An 18,827-nucleotide genomic window follows, 5' to 3' on the forward strand; every position below is an offset into this window, starting at 1 on the left:
CGCCTCCGATTCGTGAATTTCTGTCACCTGATTCGGTAGAAAATAGCCGCTATCGGTCAATATTTCTTGAATACACTTATTTTTATGTTGAACCGGAAAATAAGGAACCCTGAAATGAGCGACCTCTTCAGCCCCTTCATGCTGGGTAACACCCCCCTCGCCAACCGTATTGTGATGGCCCCGATGACCCGCTCACGCGCGCCGGAGGATATCGCCACGGAGCAGATCGCCCTCTACTATACGCAGCGTGCCACCGCCGGGCTGATTATCACCGAGGGCACGCCGATCTCCCGCGAGGGGCAGGGCTACCTGTTCAATCCCGGCATCTTCTCCCCGGCACAGATCGCTGGCTGGAAGCTGACCACCGACTCGGTGCACAGCGTGGGCGGCAAAATCTTCGCCCAGCTCTGGCACGTGGGCCGCGTCTCCCACACCTCCCTCCAGAAAAATGGCGCGGCACCGGTCAGCTCGACCGCCACGCCCGCGGCCAACTCCTCGGCCTTTGCCTATGATAAGCAGGGCAAGCCGGGCTTTGTGCCCGCCTCCGCCCCACGCGCGCTCTCCACTGATGAGGTGGGCCGGGTGGTGGAAGATTTCGCTCAGGCAGCCGCCAACGCACGTGAGGCTGGCTTTGACGGCGTGGAACTGCACGGTGCCAATGGCTATCTGCTTGAGCAGTTCCTCAACCCGACGGTCAATGACCGGCAGGATCGCTACGGCGCGCAAACGCTGGAGAATCGCCTGCGCTTCGTGTTTGAGGTGGTGGACGCCGTCTGTGCCCGCATCGGCGCTGACCGGGTGGGTATCCGCCTCTCCCCCTATGGGCAGCTCTCGGACATGCCGCTCTACCCGGAGATTGATGAAACCTACACCGCCCTGTGCGCCGGGCTGGCGCAGCGCGGCATCGCCTATGTGCATGTGATGGACCAGACCAACTTTTTCTTCAATGCCGATGATGCCGAAGCCAAGGCTGACGCGATCAAAAACCTGCTGCGCGCCTGTCGGCAGACGCTGGGTGACACGCCGCTGATTCTGGCGGGCGACTTAACGCTGGCGCGCGCGCAGGCGCGGGTGGATGAGGGGCTGATCGATCTGCCAGCCTTCGGCCAGCCCTACATCGCCAACCCGGATTTGGTGGCGCGGCTGAAACATGGCTGGCCGCTGGCGAAACCGGATCGCGACACCTACTACGGCGGCTCGGCAGAGGGTTACATCGACTATCCGCCCTACCAACCGGCCTGAAACGGCCAGCGATGAGAGGAGAAGGCATGAGCCAGGATAAATTCCGCGATTTAGAGCGCTCGGACATGTTGCAGCGGCCACCGGTGGGGCAGACCCAGCCGGGCGGCAACCAGCCGCTGATTGTTACGCCGACCTTTGTGCTGCGCAGCGACGCCACGCCCTGGCAGGATCGGCCGCACGATGCGGGATCGTCGGTCGATCGCCATGGCCAGGAGGTGACGCAGCCGGATCGGCATGCCAATCGGCTGGCGCTGGAGCCAGATCCAAACTTGGCCTTCGAGCATTGGGACGAGTATTGGCGCAAAGTGCACGGCCCCAAATTCGCCTATGCCGGGCCAGAGACGCAAAACGACAGCGTACTGCGCTACGATCAGGTGCACCGGCTGGCCTCCGGCCCCTCCTCCGGGTTCCGCCCGCCCTACCGGGCGATGGTGGGCGCGGATGGCCGGCTGGTGGCCGATCCGGCGGCGCGGGTGCCCGCCTATCGCCGCCCGTCATGGGATGGCTTTGCCTACATCGCCTATGGCTCGGAGGAGGCGGTCACCGCCACCCTCGATCAGGAGCAGTACGCCAAACGCATCATTGCCGATGAGCAGACGGTGTTCCGCAAGGTGAGCCGCGAGCTGGCGCGGGAGTACATCCTGATCCCGAGCGCCCGCCACCGCGACCCCTTCAGTCTGGTGAAGATTCACATTCGCCGGCCGCACCTGACGCGTGAGGCGTTCCAACAGCGCTGGCTGCATCAGCACGGCGATGAGGTGATGGCGAAGCCGGAGACGCAGGAGTATGTGCGCCGCTACGCCCAGTTGCACCCGTTTGCCATGACCCAGCCGGATGAGGAGGGAGCGAAAATCGATGGCATCAGCGTCTTCTCTTTCAGTTCGCTGAATGACGTGGAGGATTACCTCGCCACCGAGGCGTGGGCAGCGATTGAACAGGCCGAGGCGGAGATCGCTGACCCGGACACCTCAGAGTTCTGGACAGCGGTCAACTATAGCGTCATCAACCGGTTGGCCCCCGAGCAAGCCACCGCCCGTTAGCGGGGTGCAGGCACTCATGAGGCAGATGCATGGCATCTATGAGCGGATTCGCCATAATCATGGGACGTGCTTTGCTTTAGGCTACAGGAACCGCAATCCAGCGGTTCCTAACCAACCTACCGGGTAAATGATGTTAAAAGAGAATTTCAGCGATCTTATCTCCTTGATGGTCATCGCCCGCGAAGGCAGTTTTACCCGCGCGGCCGCCAAGCTGGGCGTCTCCCAATCCGCCCTGAGCCATGCGATCCGTGGGCTAGAGACGCGGCTGGGCATCCGCCTGCTGACGCGCACCACCCGCAGCGTCGCGCCGACCGTCGCGGGCGAACAGCTAATCACGAGCATCAGCCCGCACCTGACCGGCATTGAGGAGCAGCTGGTGCAGTTGCGTGAGATGCGCGACCGCCCGGCGGGCACCATTCGCCTCAACGCGGGCGAGCACGCGCTGCAATCGGTGATCTGGCCAGCGCTGGGTTCCTTTGTGCGCGACTACCCGGACGTCAACGTGGAGGTGGTGGTGGACAACGCCCTGACCGATATTGTCAGCGGCCGCTATGACGCTGGCATCCGGTTGGGTGAGCAGGTGGCGAAAGATATGGTGGCGGTGCGCATCGGCCCCGACATCCGCATGGTGGTGGTTGGCTCGCCCGACTATTTCGCCCGCCACGGCAAACCCGAAACGCCGCAGGCGTTGCAGCAGCACAACTGCATCAACTTGCGCCTGCCGACGCTGGGCGGGCTGTATGCGTGGGAGTTCAAGCAGGGCGAGCAGGCGCTGCGGGTGCGGGTCGAAGGGCAACTGACCTTCAGCAGCCTGCCGACGCGCATTCAGGCAGCAGTGGCCGGGCTGGGGCTGGCGTTCCTGCCGGAAGACAGCGTACAGCAGGAGCTGGCCGATGGCCGGCTGGAACTGGCGTTGGAAGCGTGGTGCGACACCTTCCCCGGCTACTACCTCTACTATCCCAGCCGCAAACAGCACACCCTGGCCTTCACCAAACTGATTGAGGCGCTGCGCTACCCGCGTTAATCGCCCGCCATTGATGAGCCTGGCTCATCTCCTCATCCGCGCGGGTGGGGCTAATCCCTGTCCGTCCGCTCTTTATAATGGATGTTCCACAGGCGCGCCGCGCCTGACAACACAGGAGCAGACCATGCAAACACGTACATTGGGCAACAGCGGCCTGGCCGTTTCGGCATTGGGATTGGGCTGCATGGGGCTGAGTTATGGCTACGGGCCAGCCACCGACAAGCAGCAGGCGATCGCCCTGATCCGCGCGGCGGTCGATCGCGGCGTCACCTTCTTCGACACCGCCGAGGTGTACGGCCCCTTCATTAATGAAGAGGTGGTGGGCGAAGCGCTGGCACCGGTGCGTGATCAAGTCGTGATCGCCAGTAAATTTGGCTTCGATCTGCCGCAGCCGGATAACCGGCAGGTGCTCAACAGCCAGCCGGCGCACATCCGACAGGCGGTGGAGGGGAGCCTCAAGCGCCTCAAGGTGGAGTGTCTGGATCTGCTCTACCAGCACCGCGTTGACCCGGCCGTGCCGATCGAAGAGGTGGCGGAGACGGTGAAAGCGCTGATCAAAGAGGGCAAGGTCAAGCACTTCGGCCTCTCTGAGGCGGGGGCGCAGACCATTCGCCGGGCGCACGCCGTGCAGCCGGTGGCGGCGTTGCAGAGTGAGTATTCGCTCTGGTGGCGCGAGCCGGAGCAGGAGATCCTGCCGCTGCTGGAGGAGCTGGGCATCGGCTTTGTGCCCTTCAGCCCGCTGGGCAAGGGCTTCCTCACCGGGGCGATTGCCGCCGACACCCAATTTGACGCCAGCGACTTCCGCAACGTGGTGCCGCGCTTTGCGCAGGAGGCGCGCGAGGCCAATCAGGCGTTGGTCGATGCACTAAAAACGGTGGCCGCGCAGCAAAACGTTACCCCGGCGCAGATCGCGCTGGCGTGGTTGCTGGCCCAGAAACCCTGGATTGTGCCGATCCCCGGCACCACCAAACTGCACCGGCTGGAGGAGAACCTCGGCGCGACGGAGATTACGCTCAATGCGGCAGATCTGCGCCAGATCGAGCAGGCACTGGCTGCCGTCCGGGTGGTGGGCGACCGCTATCCCGAGGAGATGCAAAAACGGGTGGGGCGTTAACCGCGCCCTGATTAGGGCCGGTTGGCCGGCGCAGGATTGCGGAATCGATATATCTAAGATATATTTTAGCTGCTTTTGCGGCCAGCCCGGCCGCACCACGCGTGACGCCCAATGCAATGGGCCATGAGATAAGGAACCGTGATGCAGCAAACTTCCACACCGCGCGCCGTCAACTACCCGACCCGTGTCCGCAACGAGCTGGTTTTCCGTGAGATCACCGTCAAGCAGGTGACCACGGTGGCCGGCTGCTTCCGTCGCGTGGTCTTTCAGGGCGATCAGCTGGCGGGCTTTACCTCGGCTGGCTTTGATGACCACATCAAAATGTTCTTCCCAGATCCTGCGACCGGCGAGCTGCGCCTGCCTACCGTCACGGCGGAGGGGATCGACTGGGGCGATGGCCCGCGCCCGCCCAACCGCGACTACACGCCGTTGCAGTTTGACGCGGTGCACAACGAGCTGACCATCGACTTCTTCATCCATGCGCAGGGCGTGGCAAGCGACTGGGCCGCGACGGCCAAGCCGGGCGACCGACTGGCAATGGGCGGCCCGCGCGGTTCGCTGGTGGTGCCGGAGAGCTACGCCCACCAGATCTACGTCTGTGATGAGAGCGGCCTGCCAGCGCTGCGCCGCCGACTGGCGATGGTAGCGGCCCACGGCGGCAAGCCGTCGTTGACGGTGCTGGCGTTTGTCAGCCAGCCAGAGGCCAAAACCTATCTGGACGACGCGCCGGACGTGCAGTGCGAGTGGCTGGTGGCCGCCGAGGGCGCGACAGCCGACACCCTCATGGAACGGGTGCGCGCGCTCACCTTGCCAGCAAAGGATTACTTCATCTGGCTCACTGGCGAAGGTGAGATTGTGAAGGGCCTGAGCGACCACATTCTGGCGCAGGGCACCGATCCGGCGCTGGTGCGCGCCGTCGCATACTGGCACGCCAAATAATCCTATCCCGCCGCCCGGCGGGATATTTTTCACTGGCCGGACGCCTGACGCACGCTATTTCCACCGCTCAGTAGCGCTATTCGGCTCGCTATTTCTGCCCCGGCCCACAGCGGCGCGAATAAACGACCCACCGCGTGGGAATCGCTATTTCCCGGCCACGGCGCTCGCTTGTAATCTTCACTTTAGCCCGATATGCTGCCCCACTGGCTTGAATACCCTCCAAATTGACCATGACTAAACCACACGCTGTACCGCCTGCCGGCGTCCCCTTTTCACCGGCAGAAAAAGGCCGCGAGTTCGGCGGGAAAAGACATCGCCGCGAAAGGTTGTTCGACGCAAATGATATTCGCCTGATGATCCTTTCCATTTTGCAAAGCCGGGCGGCCCATGGCTATGAGGTGATTAAATCCATCGAGGAGTTGTCGAAGGGGGAATATACGCCGAGCGCCGGGGTTATTTACCCTAACCTGACCCTGATGGAGGAGATGGGATATATCACGGCCAGCGATCAGCAGGCGGGCAAAAAAGCCTATGCGCTGACGGCGGCGGGGCAGGCACAGCTAACGGAGCACCAGACAGTGCTGGCGGCGGCGGTTGGCCGCCTACATGCGCTGGCGGTGCTGGCAAATAACCGCGCGCGGCCCGAGGTGCAACAGGCGATCAATAATATCCGTTCGGCGCTTAACACCCGCCTCTCGAAAGAGGCCGTCTCAGAAGAGACGCTGCACACCATTATTGACGCGCTGGAGTGCGCCACCCGCGCCATTGAGCATAGCTAAATTGCCACCCCGGCCAACACAGAGAAGGAGCTTCAATGAGCAGTGAGAGTGTACAGGCATGGCTAGCACACCATGCCCCCGACCTGCATGTGGTCACCCAATCACAGAGCACCGCCACCGTCGCGCTGGCGGCCGAGGCTTTCGGCGTGGCACCGGGGCAGATTGCCAAGACCCTCTCGTTCCGGGTGAATGATGACGTGATCCTGTTGGTGATGGCTGGCGACGCCCGGCTGGACAACAAGAAGTACAAGGAGCAGTTCGGCGTGAAGGCGCGGATGCTGGGCAGCGAGGAGGTAGAGGCGCTGACCGGCCACCCGGTGGGCGGCGTCTGCCCGTTCGCTACCCCGGCAGCCGCCACGCTCTACTGCGACGCCTCGCTTCAGGCATGGGATGAGGTGATCCCGGCCGGTGGCTCCGCCAATACCGGGGTGCGCATCGCGCCAGACCGGCTGGCAGTGCTGGTCGGCGCGCAGTGGGTCAATGTGGCCCGCGAACCGGTGGTCGCCGAGTAACAGTGACGGTGGCATAGCGCTCTGGCTCCTCGCCGCGTCTTGCAGAGTGCGCGGCTGGTGGCTCCGCCAATACCGGGGTGCGCATCGCGCCAGACCGGCTGGCAGCGCTGGTCGGCGCGCAGTGGGTCAATGTGGCCCGCGAACCGGTGGTCGCCGAGTAACAGTGACGGCGGCATAGCGCTCTGGCTCCTCACCGCGTCTTGCAGAGTGCGCGGCCGATGGCTCCGCCAATACCGGGGTGCGCATCACGCCAGACCGGCTGGCAGCGCTGGTCGGCGCGCAGTGGGTCAATGTGGCCCGCGAACCGGTGGTCGCCTAGTCGCCGTGACAGCGCCGGTTACGCGTCGTCTGCCGCGTGGCGTTGCGCCAGAATGCGCGGCAGGTTGCTCTCCAGCCAGTCGGCCAGCCCTTCCACCTGCTCACGTACCTCCTGCCCGAGCGGCGTCAGATGGTACTCAACGTGCGGTGGCACCACCGGGTAGGCAACGCGCGCGACAAACCCATCTTCTTCCATATAGCGCAGCGTCTGCGCCAGCATCCGCTCACTCACGCCACCGATTTTGCGCCGCAGTTCACTGAAGCGCAGCGTCTCGCTTTTCAGGGCAATCATCACCAGCACCGCCCAGCGGCTGGTCACCCGCTTCAGCACCTCTCGTGAGGGACAATTGACGTTGAGCAGCTCGCCACGTTGCAGCCGCTCCGCCAGGGGTGGGGTTATTTTTTGCATACTAACACTCTTGTAAGTACTTACGAAAAGTTAGTTTGAGGCATAAGCTGGGTTTTAGCACGAGGTTTTTGTTCGCCGGGCGACCTCTGATCCCGGCCTGACCCATAACCCAGGAGTTTGAGATGATGGTAGTAACAGGCGCGACCGGCCAGCTGGGCCGATTGGTGATTGAGGCATTGCTTGAGCACGTCCCGGCAGGCGAAATCATTGCCGCCGTGCGCACCCCGGCCAAGGCTGCCGATCTGGCGGCGCGCGGCGTAGTGGTGCGTGAAGCCGACTACAACCGCCCGGAGACGCTGGCGGCGGCCTTCGCTGGCGCGGACAAGCTGCTGCTGATCTCCTCAAGCGAAGTAGGGCAGCGCCTTGCCCAGCATCAGGCGGTGATTGATGCGGCGAAAGCGGGGGGCGTGAATTTGATTGCCTACACTAGCCTGCTCAATGCCGACAACACTCCGCTGGCACTGGGTGAGGAGCACCGCGCCACCGAGGCCGCCCTGCGCGCCTCCGGCGTACCCTACGTCCTGCTACGCAATGGCTGGTACACCGAAAACTATGCCGCCAGCATCGCACCGGCGCTGGCACATGGGGTGTTCATTGGCGCGGCCGACGAGGGGCAGATCGCCTCCGCGCCCCGTGCTGACTATGCCGCGGCTGCCGCTGCCGTGCTGCTGGCGGACAATCAGGCCGGGCAGGTCTACGAGCTGGCCGGTGATGAGAGCTACACGCTGGCGGCGTTCAGCGCGGAGATCGCCCGCCAGAGCGGCCAGCCGGTGCGCTACCTTAACCTGCCGCGCGAGGAGTTCGAGCGTGCGCTGCTCAATGCCGGCCTGCCCGCCGGGCTGGCGGCACTGTTGGCGGACTCAGACAGCGGCGCGGCACAGCAGGCGCTGTTTGACCAGAGCCACACCCTCAGCCGCCTGATTGGCCGCCCCACCACCCCCTTTGCCGACGTGATTCGCGCCACCCTCGCGGCGTGATAGTAGCCGGGGCGACGCTGCCCGCCCCGGTCTTTTTCTGCCCGCCCACGCCACGTCGCCTACACTGAAAGGTCAGGCGCGGCCCAACTATTGGGTTTTCTCTTCTTACCACCAGGAGCAGATCATGAGCAGCATTACCCCAGAAAATGCCACCACAGAACGCCATATCGAACAGTTTCTTACCCAACTTAACGCGGCCGGCGGCCCACCGATGGAGCAGCTTTCGCCAGAGCAGGCACGGCAGGTGCTGGTGGACGCGCAAAACTCCGTGCAGGTGGATCTCTCTGGCGTCGAGATCAGCGAAAAGACCGTCAACAGCAGCGGCCACGATCTCAGCCTGACCATTGTCCGGCCGGAGGGCGCAACCGGCACCCTGCCGGTGTTTATGTTTTTCCACGGCGGCGGCTGGGTGCTGGGCGATTTCCCGACCCACCAGCGGCTGGTGCGTGATCTGGTGGTAGAGAGCGGCGCGGCGGCCGTGTTCGTCAACTACACCCCGTCACCGGAGGCGCAGTACCCGGTTGCCATCAATCAGGCCTATGCCGCCACCTGCTGGGTCGCCAACCACGGTTATGAGATCAATCTCGACGGTGGGCGGCTGGCAGTGGTTGGCAACAGCGTCGGCGGCAACATGGCGGCGGTGGTCAGCCTGATGGCGAAGGAGCAGGGCGCGCCCCAGCTGCGCTATCAGGTGCTGCTCTGGCCGGTGACCCACGCTGCCTTTGATACCGACTCCTATGGGAGCTACGCCGAAGGCTTCTTCCTGACGCGCAACATGATGAAGTGGTTCTGGGACAACTACACCGACGACCCGAGCAAACGCACCGAGCTGCACGCCTCTCCGCTGCTGGCGACGCCGGAGCAGCTGGCTGGCCTGCCGCCAGCGCTGATCCAGGTCGCCGAGTTTGATGTGCTGCGTGATGAGGGAGAAGCCTACGGCCGCAAGCTGAACGAGGCCGGCGTCGAGACCACGTTGGTGCGCTACGACGGCCTGATCCATGACTATGGGTTGCTCAACCCAATCAGCCAGGTGCCAGCGGTGAAGATAGCCATCTCACAGGCCGCGGCGGCCCTGAAACAGCGCCTCGCCTGATCCCCATCCGGCCCCGTCCGGGGCCGGATTTCAGCCTTGCAGCAGCGCGATGCTCTGTTTGATCTCGCGCTCAATGTCCGCTTCGCTCCAGCTTGCCAGCACGGAGGAGAACGGCTCGAACGAGTAGAGGCCGCGATAGCCAAGGCGTTCCAGGTTATCCACTTGCTGCTTGCTCTTCAGCCGGTCTGTCGGCGTCAGCATGATGCGCTCCTCATCGGTCAAGTTGGCGGCCGGGCGGTCATCCTCCACACCCGAAAGGTGCACCAGCCCGATGCTCTCCATCGCCATCTGCCGGTCAAAGGCCGCCTGATCTACCTCATCCAGATGGTGGTGGAAGGTGTCTACCACCAGCTTGTAGGGCGCGGCCGCGTCATGGATCAGTGATTGCGTCAGCAACGAGGAGCGCAGGGAGCTGATGCCAAAGCCCAGCGGCTCTACCAGCCCTGTGACGCCATACTGCTGGAACAGCGGGGCCAGCGCGCTCAGCGCCTGTAGTGTCTCCTGCTGTTTCTGCTCATCACTGCGCGAGTCATCGGCGCTACAGTGCGGGCAGAGCACCAGCGCCTGACAGTGGATGGCCTGCGCCTCCTTCAGCATCGCCTCGGCGTTCGCCAGCACCTGTGCGCGCTCCGCCCCCAAGTTAAAGCGGCCCAGCGCGTTGATGGTGATGATCTCCATGCCATATTTCTGCGCCAGCGCGTTCACCTGTTCCGCACTCAAATCATCAGTGATCTTGCCGCTGGGCATGTCATTACGCAGTTCCACCTTATTCAGGCCGCACCTCTTCACGACCTGGAAAAATTGCTCGATGGTCAGGTTAGGGGCGATTTTACGGTTGATACAGAAGCGGTCGAGCGCGATAGCCATAATGTCTCCAAAAGCCGTTGCTGGATGAAGTAAAAGACGCCCCGCTGGCGGGAAAAGCGCGTCTGGTCACAGGTGAAATGTTCCGTCGCTTAAGAGAACATTTATTCCATAATAAAAGAATAATGGAATGCGGATTTTTAGAGGCAGCTCAAAAAATTTCTTCTGCCACGCTGAAACAACATTGGGCCTTGCGAGGCACCTTCCAGCCTTTTCAACGGCAGGCGGTTTGCTCTGCCGAGGTCAGGAAGGTCAATGATGGCTAAGGGTTTGTTGCGATAGGAGCAGGGTGAGGGAGTAAGGGACGCGTGCCAGATGACAGTTACATGATCGGCTGCACATTTTTGCGAGGCAGCTCCATAAAATAAAACATCCCAAAATAAAATATTTGAAACTTTTTTTTCAATGAAATAGAGTTTTTGCCAACAGCCGCTGGCAAGCCCCCTGTTGCAGGCGTGGCGCGGCCAGCCCGGCACCACCGTGTCAAAGACATCAAATTATGAGGGTGAGACATGAAAATCGTGGGTAACTTTATTGGCGGCAAAACCTGCCAGAGCGCCAGCAGCCAGACCATCCCGGTCTATAACCCCGCCACCGGCAAGGTGGAGTGCGAAGTGACGCAGAGCACCGGCGACGAGGTACTGGCCGCCATTGAGGCGGCGCATCAGGCTTTCCCGGCCTGGGCGGCGACCACCCCGCTGCGCCGTGCGCGCATCATGTTCAACTTCAAGGCCTTGCTGGAGCAGCACCGTGAGGAGCTGGCGCAACTGATCGTCAGCGAGCATGGCAAGGTCTACTCCGATGCGCTGGGCGAACTGACGCGCGGCCTGGAGGTGGTGGAGTTTGCCTGTGGCATCCCGCACCTGATCAAGGGCGAGTACTCCCCAGAGGTGGGCGGCGGCGTCGATAGCTTCTCCATGCAGCAGCCGCTGGGTGTGGTGGCTGGCATTACCCCGTTCAATTTCCCGGCGATGGTGCCGATGTGGATGTTCCCCATCGCCCTGACCTGCGGTAACACCTTTGTGCTGAAGCCGCCGGCGCTGGCGCCCTCTGCGGCGGTGCGCATGGCGGAACTGCTGAAAGAGGCGGGCCTGCCGGATGGCGTCTTCAACGTGGTGCACTGCGCCAATGAAGATGCGGAACAGCTCTACACGGATTCGCGCGTGCAGGGTGTCAGCTTTGTTGGCTCCTCCACCGTTGCCGAATACATCTACAAGACCGCCAGCGCCCACGGCAAGCGAGTGCAGGCGTTTGGTGCGGCGAAAAACCACGCCATTGTGATGCCAGATGCTGATCTGGATGCCACCGTCAATGCGCTGATGGGCGGCGCGTTTGGCTCTGCGGGCGAGCGCTGCATGGCCCTGCCGATTGCGGTGGTGGTGGGCAATGACACCGCCGACAAGCTGGTGCAGAAACTGAAGCCGCTGATCGCGGAGCTGCGCGTTGGCCCCGGCCTGCAACAGGGCGGCGAAGAGAATGAGATGGGGCCGCTGGTCTCCTCTGAGCACCAGAAAAAAGTGGTGGGCTACATCGACAAGGGCGTGGCCGAAGGGGCCAGTCTGGTGGTAGATGGCCGCAATTACCAGGTGGCGGGCGCGCCGGGCGGTTACTTCGTCGGCGGCACCCTGTTCGACCACGTGACGCCGGAGATGGTGATCTACCGTGAGGAGATCTTCGGGCCAGTACTGGGCATTGTGCGTGTGCCGGACTACCAGACCGCCATTGAGACAGTAAATGGCCATGAGTTTGGCAACGGCAGCGCCATCTTCACCAGCAACGGGCGCTATGCGCGTGAGTTCGTCAGCAGCGTGCAGGCTGGCATGGTCGGCGTCAACGTACCGGTGCCGGTACCCATGGCCTTCCACAGCTTTGGCGGCTGGAAACGTTCAGTATTCGGCGCGCTCAACGTTCACGGCACCGACGGCGTGCGCTTCTATACGCGCATGAAGACCGTCACCGCCCGCTGGCCGAGCGGCCAGCAGACGGTCTCCGAGTACAGTATGCCGACGCTGGGTTGATTGACACACCGCAACAGGAGGGAGTCATGTCTCCACTGCTTTCCAAACTGCAACAACCGGACGCGCAGGGGCGCGTCCAGCACATTACCCCTGAAAATGCTGGCTGGGAGTATGTCGGGTTTGAGGTGTACCACCTGAAGTCGGGCCAAAAGCTGGCGCTGGAGAGTGAAGGTGATGAACTGTGTCTGGTGCTGGTGGCCGGGCGGGCCTCGGTCGCGACCTCCAAGGCGGAATTTCCGCACATCGGCAAGCGCATGAGCCCGTTTGAGCGCGTGCCGCCCTATTCGGTCTATGTGCCGCACCATGACAGCGTCAACGTGCTGGCCGAGAGCGATCTGGAATTGGCGGTCTGCCGCTCGCCCTCTCGCGGCGCACTGCCGGCACGGCTGATCACGCCGGAAGAGGTGGGCGTGGAGCGCCGTGGCAAGGGGCGCAACAAACGGCTGGTGCACAATATCCTGCCGGACAGCGAACCGGCCGATAGCCTGCTGGTAGTGGAGGTCTACACCGCCGAGGGCGACACCAGCTCCTACCCGAGCCACAAGCATGACGACAAAAACTCGCCGGATGAGACCTATCTGGAGGAGTCCTACTATCACCGCCTCGATCCGGCGCAGGGCTTCTGTATGCAGCGCGTCTATACCGACGACCGCTCGCTGGATGAGTGCATGGCGGTCTACAACGGCGACGTGGTGAAAGTGCCGCGCGGCTACCACCCGGTGGCGACCATTGCTGGCTATGACAGCTACTACCTGAACGTGATGGCTGGCCCGGTACGCAAGTGGAAATTCACTTGGGAGAAGGATCACGCCTGGATCAACAGCGACGCCTACCCGAAGGGGCAGTCGGAGCGCTGACAGGGCAGTTGTGGCGTTGACTCAGTAAAAACGGCCACCTGCGGGTGGCCGTTCTACATCATTTGGCTGGCTGGGTAGTGAGGGTGCTGGCACCGCTGGCCTGTGCGTTGGTCAGGGCCAGTGAGACTGCCAGAGTTTGGGCAAGGCACATGGAGGCCACCTGGGAGCGGAAGCCGTCCACCTGCGCCTCGCGCACCACGAAGCATACATCGCTGAACGCCGCCAGCGGGCTGACCTGGCTGTCGGTGATGGCAATCTGCTGCGCGCCCTGTTTCGCGCCAAGTTGCACCAGATCCACCGCCTCCTGCGCGTAAGGGGAGTAGCTGATGGCGATCACCACGTCGTTCGGCTTCACCATGCTGAGCTGCTCGGTAAACATGCCGCCAAGGCCGTCGATCAGGAAGGCGCGGCGCTCAAGGTGGCGCAGGGCGTAGGTCAGGTAGGAGGCGACGCTGAAGGAGCGGCGCAGGCCAATCACATAGATGGTGTCGGCGTTGTGCAGCATCTCCACCGCACGCTCGAGCTGATCCGGGCTGACCTGCATTGCCAGTTGCTGCAACGCCTGCGCGTTCACCATGGTGAAGACGTTGAGGATCTCCGCTGGCTTCTCGGGCACCGCGTTCTCCTCGGTGGAGGTTTGGCGGAACAGGCGCGCACGCTCGGTGTAACTGACGGTTTCCTCCATCAGGTGCTGGCGGAAGACCTGTTTCATCTCGTTGAAGCCGCTGAAACCAAAGGCATTGGCAAAGCGGATCAGCGTGGAGGGCGGCACATCAGCCTGGGTGGCGATGGAGGCAACGGTATCAAAGGCGATGCTGTTGCTGTTGTCGAGAATATAGCGGGCCACCTGCTTCAGGCGCTTGCTCAAAGTATCGTAGCGACGGCGGATCTCATCCTGTAACAGCGAGAGTTGGGTCGGGTTAGTCATATCGGTGGCTCACAAGGGAAGACAGGGATCAGGTGAAAAACGAAACACGTTTTCATTGTTGCCATTCTATCAGATGAATTGAAAATTTCATTTGTTGCGGCAAATCCCAGCCTTTATTTCATCGTACCTTGAAAAAGGTCACAAATTGGCACACCGGGCGCAGGGTGACACCCGGATACCGCACGTTTTATGCAGGGTGAACGCGACGCGGCCCTGAATGGGCCGCGTGGGCGCTACTTTTTCAGCGCGTCTGGCAGGGGGCGGACATCACGCCAGAAGCCGATCAGCGTCAGGTAGTTCTGCTTCACCTGTTTGATCAGCGCGGCGTCATCCAGTTCACCGTGCAGCCAACGGCGGGAGGCGTGGCCGAAGATGGTGCGGCCGACGGCAAAGCCCTTCACGCAGCGGGCAGCCGCGGCGGCGGCAAAGCCCGATTTCAGCTCCGCCTCTGGCGCGTCGAGGCCCAAAATCACCACGCCACGGCAGTAGTCGTCATTGGCGTCGATCACGGCGCCCACCTGCTCCCAGGCAGCGGTGGAGAGCGGTGGAAGCTTCCACCAGTCGGGCTGGATGCCCAGCTCATAGAAGCGCGTCAGGGCGTCGATGTAGAAGCGCTCATCCTTGTCATCGCTGCTCTCGGGCAGGATCACCTCCAGCAGCAGCTCATGGCCGCTCTGGCAGCAGGCACGGTAGACCTCCAGCAGCAGAGCCTCCTGCTCCTGACGCAGCGCGGCCGGATCTTGCGGGTGGTAGAACACCAGACATTTGACCACATGCTCCTGTGGCCAGCTCACCAACTGGGAGCCGATGTCGCCATGCTCCAGCCGCAGCGGGCGCGAACTGGGCAGCTCAATCGGCCGGCCAATCCACCAGCCCTGCCCGGTGATGGCGTTCAGCGCCGGCTGGCCGTAGGTGGTGTCAGCCAGAATGCCGCTGTTGTTCGCCAGCCCTGCCTCGGTGGCGGCCTCACGCGCGGCCTGGAGCAGCAGCAGTTTCAGCGTCGGGATGCGGTCATAAGGGACGCCCGCCTCGTCGGCCATATCCTCCAGCTGCTTGCGGTGGTCGAAGGCGAACACGCACAGCTCCGGCCACGCCTGCTTGCGGGTGGTGACGCGGTGCAGGTGGTTAAGGCGTACATCGCGATCCGGGCGCGGCACCTGGGTGTCGCGGCTCAGGTAGTCGTCCAGCTCTGCCTTGGTCGGCATCGCCGGGGCGCAGCCGTGGCGGGAGACCACCAGCGCGCCGCAAGCATTGGCGTAGCGGCAGGCCTGATCCCAGCCCTCATCATTAAGGTAGCCGCGCAGCAGGCCAGACATAAAGGCATCGCCCGCGCCCAGCACGTTCAGCACATCGACGCGCACGCCGCTATGCAGCTTGACCTGGCCCCAGCCGTCCGGGATCTCTCCCTCGAACACGGAGCAGCCCTGCGCGCCGCGCTTGCACACCAGCGTGGCCTGCGTGTGCTGGCGCACGTTTTTCAGCGCCGTCAGGGTGTCCGTGCTGCCGCCAGCGATGTGGAACTCCTCTTCGGTGCCGACGATCAGGTCAAATTTGTTCAGGACTTCCTGCAACTGGCGGGTCACCTGCGCGGACTCAATGAAACGCGTTTCGCCATCGCCCAGTGAGGTCAGCCCCCAGAGTACCGGGCGGTAGTCAATGTCCAGCGCGGTGCGCAGGCCATGCTTGCGCGCATAGTCCAGCGCCTTCAGCACGGCGGCGCGGGTATCCGGGTGCGACAGGTGGGTGCCGGTTACCGCCACCGCACGCGCCGAGGCGATGTAATGCTCATCAATGTCATCCGGCACCAGCCCCATGTCGGCGCAGTTGTCGCGGTAGAAGATGAGCGGGAAGGTCTCCTGATCCTTGATGCCGAGGATCACCAGCGCGGTCAGGCGCTGCTGGTCGGTGATCAGGTACTGGGTATCGACGCCGACCTGTTGCAGCGTCTCCCGTAGGAAGCGGCCATTATGCTCATCGCCGACCCGCGCCAACATACCTGACTTCAGGCCCTGAATTGCGGTGCCATAGGCCACGTTGCCGGATGAACCGCCGAGGTATTTGGAAAAGGTGCTCATGTCTTCCAGTCGCGCGCCAATCTGCTGGCCGTAGAGGTCAACCGCAATGCGGCCGATGCAGATGACATCCAACTGTTTGGGTTGTGTCGCCATACCAGATTCCTTCTAAAAGGGATGAAGAAGCATTTTTCAGCAGTATGGGGAATAAAAATTTCAAAAACAAGAATGAATGAAATCAAGTATCCAAAAATGTGAGTGGCGACAAACAATGCCTGTTCCGGCGCGGGGTTAGCATCGACTGTCGGTTGTGAAAGGGGCCGGAGCTGGGTGTTGCCTTGGTTTTCAGTTGATTGAATTCAATCAAAAATTTGTGAGGAGGCACGCAAAAGAGAGCGAAAGGTTGCGTAACGTTACGATAAGCGCGCAGCGGGTCGAATGGACGTTTTATTTCATTTTTTGATCTTACTCGCAAAATGGAATGTTTCTTCTGGAATGGTATTTTGTGGAAAAAAAATTTGTTTATAATTCCCCCACGTTTCACTGCTCGCTGTCTGTCCGCCGTTGGCGGGCCTGCGGGGCAGGTGGCCCACTGACCGGATGGGCGTACTGCGCCGGGCGGCAGCCCGATACCACCAGATGATAAACAGGAAGGGTTCAACAATGGCTAAGACGAGACTCACAGTGGCGCAGGCGTTGGTTAAGTTCCTTGATAACCAGTACGTTCTGGTGGACGGCGAGGAGATCAAGTTTGTAAAAGGGATTTTTGCCATTTTCGGCCACGGTAACGTGCTTGGGCTTGGGCAGGCGCTGGAGCAGGATCGTGGCGCGCTGGTGGTGCACCAAGGGCGCAACGAGCAGGGCATGGCCCATGCGGCCATCGGCTACGCCAAGCAGAAACTGCGCCGTGAGATCTACGCCTGTAGCTCCTCTGTCGGCCCCGGTGCCGCCAACATGGTGACCGCCGCGGCCACCGCCACCGCCAACCGCATCCCGCTGCTGCTGCTGCCGGGCGACGTGTTCGCCACCCGCCAGCCCGACCCGGTGCTGCAACAGATTGAGCAGCCGCATGACCTGAGCATCAGCACCAATGACGCCTTCCGCGCCGTCAGCAAATACTGGGATCGCGTGTCGCGCCCGGAACAGCTGATGAGCGCCTGCATTAACGCCATGCGGGTGCTGACCGACCCGGCCGAGACCGGCGCGGTCACCCTGTCGCTGCCACAAGATGTGCAGGGCGAAGCCTATGACTACCCGGACTACTTCTTCCAGAAACGCGTGCACCGCATGGATCGCCGCCCGGCCACCGCTGGCATGGTGCAGGACGCACTGGCAATCGTCGCCCGCAAACGCAAGCCGCTGATCGTCTGCGGCGGCGGGGTGAAGTACAGCGCGGCGGCGGCGGCGCTGCAACAGTTCGCTGAGCGTTACGGCATTCCGTTCGCCGAGACCCAGGCTGGCAAAGGGGCGATTGTCTCTGACCATGCGCTGAACCTCGGCGGCATCGGCGAGACCGGCAGTTTGGCCGCCAATACCCTGGCAAAAGAGGCCGATTTGGTGATTGGCGTTGGCACCCGTTACACCGACTTCACGACGTCATCGAAGTGGATCTTCCAGAACCCGGACGTGGAATTCCTGAACATCAATGTCAGCGCCTTTGACGCCGGCAAGCTTGATGGCGTGCAACTGCTGGCGGATGCGCGCGACGCGCTGGAGACCCTCGACAGCCGGCTGGCCGACAGCGGTTATCGCGCCAGTTGGGGCGATGCCATCAGCCGGGCGCGCGAAAGCCTCTACCGGGAGGTGGATCGGGTCTATCAGGTGGAGTACAGCGGCGAGGACTTTGTGCCGGAGATTGATGACCACCTGGATCGCAAGCAGGTGTTTGCCGAATTCATTGAGGCCACGCAGTCCGTGCTGACCCAGAGCAAGGTGCTCGGCACCCTGAATGAGATGCTGCCGAAGGATGCGGTGATCGTGGCCGCTTCCGGCAGTATGCCGGGTGACCTGCAACGCGTCTGGCGCACCACCGGCGTCAACGGCTACCACGTTGAGTATGGCTATTCCTGCATGGGTTATGAGGTCAACGCCTCGCTCGGCGTCAAGCTGGCGGAGCCGCAGCGTGAGGTCTACACCCTGCTTGGCGACGGCTCCTTCATGATGCTGCACTCTGAGCTGGTCACCTCCATTCAGGAGGGGGCAAAGATTAACGTGGTGCTGTTCGACAACATGACCAACGGCTGCATCAATAACTTGCAGATGGAGCACGGCATGAACAGCTTCACCACCGAGTTCCGCTTCCGCAATCACGAGGACAACAGCCTGACCGGCGGCTTTGTGCCGGTGAACTTCGCCATGCTGGCACAGGCTTACGGCTGCAAGACCTACAGCGTCACCACCTATGAGCAGCTGCGCGAGGCGCTGGAGGATGCGCGCAAACAGACCGTGTCGACGCTGATTGACATCAAGGTGCTGCCGAAAACCATGGTGCACAAGTACTTCAGCTGGTGGCGCGTTGGCGGCGCACAGGTCTCGAACCGCGACAGCATCCAGCGCGTGGCCGAGATGCTGAATGAGAATATCAATAAGGCGCGCGAATACTGACGCATCCCTGATTCCACGGGCAGCGGCCCGCTGCCCGCCCAGTTACTGCTTTCAGCCACACATGATTTAACGCAATTAAGCCGTATGCGATGAAAAA

General features: G+C 62.3%; 17 protein-coding genes. 13 read left to right on the forward strand and 4 right to left on the reverse strand.

The window, feature by feature from the left end; translation table 11 throughout:
- Positions 1-114: 114 nt before the first annotated feature.
- The 7 genes from ACK3SD_RS00625 to ACK3SD_RS00655 all read left to right on the forward strand — a co-directional run bounded on the left by ACK3SD_RS00625 (position 115) and on the right by ACK3SD_RS00655 (position 6,650).
- Positions 115-1,242: an alkene reductase gene (locus ACK3SD_RS00625; protein WP_481126441.1), complete on the forward strand. Its 1,128-nt coding sequence runs from the start codon at positions 115-117 to the stop codon at positions 1,240-1,242.
- Positions 1,243-1,268: 26 nt separating this feature from the next.
- Positions 1,269-2,282: an EthD domain-containing protein gene (locus ACK3SD_RS00630; RefSeq protein WP_481126442.1), complete on the forward strand. Its 1,014-nt coding sequence runs from the start codon at positions 1,269-1,271 to the stop codon at positions 2,280-2,282.
- A gap of 130 nt (positions 2,283-2,412) precedes the next feature.
- Entirely contained in the window at positions 2,413-3,306 is an 894-nt protein-coding gene (locus tag ACK3SD_RS00635) for a LysR family transcriptional regulator (RefSeq protein ID WP_137761830.1), read from the forward strand.
- 124 nt (positions 3,307-3,430) lie between these two features.
- The gene (locus ACK3SD_RS00640; RefSeq protein WP_481126443.1) at positions 3,431-4,420 is read left to right on the forward strand and encodes an aldo/keto reductase; all 990 of its coding nucleotides are present in this window, start codon (positions 3,431-3,433) and stop codon (positions 4,418-4,420) included.
- Between the two features lie 141 nt (positions 4,421-4,561).
- Positions 4,562-5,359 (forward strand): siderophore-interacting protein, encoded by a 798-nt coding sequence (locus ACK3SD_RS00645; protein ID WP_481126444.1) that lies wholly within the window; start codon positions 4,562-4,564, stop codon positions 5,357-5,359.
- A gap of 353 nt (positions 5,360-5,712) precedes the next feature.
- Positions 5,713-6,138, forward strand: coding sequence for a PadR family transcriptional regulator (locus tag ACK3SD_RS00650; protein WP_481126445.1), 426 nt, complete (start codon positions 5,713-5,715; stop codon positions 6,136-6,138).
- Positions 6,139-6,173: 35 nt separating this feature from the next.
- The gene (locus ACK3SD_RS00655; protein ID WP_481126446.1) at positions 6,174-6,650 is read left to right on the forward strand and encodes a YbaK/EbsC family protein; all 477 of its coding nucleotides are present in this window, start codon (positions 6,174-6,176) and stop codon (positions 6,648-6,650) included.
- A gap of 337 nt (positions 6,651-6,987) precedes the next feature.
- Here the strand turns inward: ACK3SD_RS00655 and ACK3SD_RS00660 are convergent, their stop codons facing one another.
- Positions 6,988-7,377 carry a winged helix-turn-helix transcriptional regulator gene (locus ACK3SD_RS00660; RefSeq protein WP_481126447.1) on the reverse strand — a complete coding sequence of 130 codons (390 nt, stop codon included), beginning with the start codon at positions 7,375-7,377 and terminating at the stop codon, positions 6,988-6,990.
- Between the two features lie 122 nt (positions 7,378-7,499).
- Here ACK3SD_RS00660 and ACK3SD_RS00665 point away from each other — a divergent pair, with 122 nt between their 5' ends.
- A complete protein-coding gene (locus ACK3SD_RS00665) occupies positions 7,500-8,354 on the forward strand; it encodes an SDR family oxidoreductase (protein ID WP_481126448.1) in 855 nt (284 codons plus the stop codon).
- A gap of 124 nt (positions 8,355-8,478) precedes the next feature.
- On the forward strand, positions 8,479-9,447 hold the full coding sequence (locus tag ACK3SD_RS00670) for an alpha/beta hydrolase (RefSeq protein ID WP_481126449.1): 969 nt from the start codon (positions 8,479-8,481) through the stop codon (positions 9,445-9,447).
- A 30-nt stretch (positions 9,448-9,477) separates the two neighbouring features.
- Here ACK3SD_RS00670 and ACK3SD_RS00675 read toward each other — a convergent pair whose 3' ends face one another.
- Positions 9,478-10,314, reverse strand: a complete 837-nt coding sequence (locus ACK3SD_RS00675; protein ID WP_481126450.1) for a TIM barrel protein — start codon at positions 10,312-10,314, stop codon at positions 9,478-9,480.
- A 17-nt stretch (positions 10,315-10,331) separates the two neighbouring features.
- Between ACK3SD_RS00675 and ACK3SD_RS00680 the strand changes: the two genes are divergently transcribed.
- The 3 genes from ACK3SD_RS00680 (at position 10,332) to iolB (ending at position 13,186) form a co-directional block, all read left to right on the forward strand.
- A complete protein-coding gene (locus tag ACK3SD_RS00680; RefSeq protein ID WP_481126451.1) occupies positions 10,332-10,577 on the forward strand; it encodes a hypothetical protein in 246 nt (81 codons plus the stop codon).
- 246 nt (positions 10,578-10,823) lie between these two features.
- The gene (locus ACK3SD_RS00685) at positions 10,824-12,329 is read left to right on the forward strand and encodes a CoA-acylating methylmalonate-semialdehyde dehydrogenase (protein WP_481126452.1); all 1,506 of its coding nucleotides are present in this window, start codon (positions 10,824-10,826) and stop codon (positions 12,327-12,329) included.
- 26 nt (positions 12,330-12,355) lie between these two features.
- Positions 12,356-13,186 (forward strand): 5-deoxy-glucuronate isomerase, encoded by an 831-nt coding sequence (gene iolB, locus ACK3SD_RS00690; RefSeq protein WP_481126453.1) that lies wholly within the window; start codon positions 12,356-12,358, stop codon positions 13,184-13,186.
- A gap of 58 nt (positions 13,187-13,244) precedes the next feature.
- Here iolB and ACK3SD_RS00695 read toward each other — a convergent pair whose 3' ends face one another.
- Together ACK3SD_RS00695 and ACK3SD_RS00700 are read right to left on the reverse strand one after the other, a co-directional pair.
- Entirely contained in the window at positions 13,245-14,114 is an 870-nt protein-coding gene (locus tag ACK3SD_RS00695) for a MurR/RpiR family transcriptional regulator (RefSeq protein ID WP_137761841.1), read from the reverse strand.
- Between the two features lie 233 nt (positions 14,115-14,347).
- The gene (locus ACK3SD_RS00700; protein ID WP_481126454.1) at positions 14,348-16,282 is read right to left on the reverse strand and encodes a bifunctional 5-dehydro-2-deoxygluconokinase/5-dehydro-2-deoxyphosphogluconate aldolase; all 1,935 of its coding nucleotides are present in this window, start codon (positions 16,280-16,282) and stop codon (positions 14,348-14,350) included.
- Positions 16,283-16,789: 507 nt separating this feature from the next.
- Between ACK3SD_RS00700 and iolD the strand changes: the two genes are divergently transcribed.
- Complete coding sequence (gene iolD / locus ACK3SD_RS00705; RefSeq protein ID WP_481126455.1) at positions 16,790-18,730, forward strand: 3D-(3,5/4)-trihydroxycyclohexane-1,2-dione acylhydrolase (decyclizing); 1,941 nt, start codon at positions 16,790-16,792, stop codon at positions 18,728-18,730.
- Positions 18,731-18,827 lie beyond the last annotated feature (97 nt).

The sequence above is a fragment of the Chimaeribacter sp. YP20170169 genome (assembly GCF_056739715.1).

Excerpts from the sequence above, each read along its gene's own strand:
- ACK3SD_RS00625 (WP_481126441.1), top strand. The coding sequence starts at position 115 with ATGAGCGACCTCTTCAGCCCCTTCATGCTGGGTAACACCCCCCTCGCC.
- ACK3SD_RS00630 (WP_481126442.1), top strand. The coding sequence starts at position 1,269 with ATGAGCCAGGATAAATTCCGCGATTTAGAGCGCTCGGACATGTTGCAG.
- ACK3SD_RS00635 (WP_137761830.1), top strand. The coding sequence starts at position 2,413 with ATGTTAAAAGAGAATTTCAGCGATCTTATCTCCTTGATGGTCATCGCC.
- ACK3SD_RS00640 (WP_481126443.1), top strand. The coding sequence starts at position 3,431 with ATGCAAACACGTACATTGGGCAACAGCGGCCTGGCCGTTTCGGCATTG.
- ACK3SD_RS00645 (WP_481126444.1), top strand. The coding sequence starts at position 4,562 with ATGCAGCAAACTTCCACACCGCGCGCCGTCAACTACCCGACCCGTGTC.
- ACK3SD_RS00650 (WP_481126445.1), top strand. The coding sequence starts at position 5,713 with ATGATCCTTTCCATTTTGCAAAGCCGGGCGGCCCATGGCTATGAGGTG.
- ACK3SD_RS00655 (WP_481126446.1), top strand. The coding sequence starts at position 6,174 with ATGAGCAGTGAGAGTGTACAGGCATGGCTAGCACACCATGCCCCCGAC.
- ACK3SD_RS00660 (WP_481126447.1), bottom strand. The coding sequence starts at position 7,377 with ATGCAAAAAATAACCCCACCCCTGGCGGAGCGGCTGCAACGTGGCGAG.
- ACK3SD_RS00665 (WP_481126448.1), top strand. The coding sequence starts at position 7,500 with ATGATGGTAGTAACAGGCGCGACCGGCCAGCTGGGCCGATTGGTGATT.
- ACK3SD_RS00670 (WP_481126449.1), top strand. The coding sequence starts at position 8,479 with ATGAGCAGCATTACCCCAGAAAATGCCACCACAGAACGCCATATCGAA.
- ACK3SD_RS00675 (WP_481126450.1), bottom strand. The coding sequence starts at position 10,314 with ATGGCTATCGCGCTCGACCGCTTCTGTATCAACCGTAAAATCGCCCCT.
- ACK3SD_RS00685 (WP_481126452.1), top strand. The coding sequence starts at position 10,824 with ATGAAAATCGTGGGTAACTTTATTGGCGGCAAAACCTGCCAGAGCGCC.
- iolB (WP_481126453.1), top strand. The coding sequence starts at position 12,356 with ATGTCTCCACTGCTTTCCAAACTGCAACAACCGGACGCGCAGGGGCGC.
- ACK3SD_RS00695 (WP_137761841.1), bottom strand. The coding sequence starts at position 14,114 with ATGACTAACCCGACCCAACTCTCGCTGTTACAGGATGAGATCCGCCGT.
- ACK3SD_RS00700 (WP_481126454.1), bottom strand. The coding sequence starts at position 16,282 with ATGGCGACACAACCCAAACAGTTGGATGTCATCTGCATCGGCCGCATT.
- iolD (WP_481126455.1), top strand. The coding sequence starts at position 16,790 with ATGGCTAAGACGAGACTCACAGTGGCGCAGGCGTTGGTTAAGTTCCTT.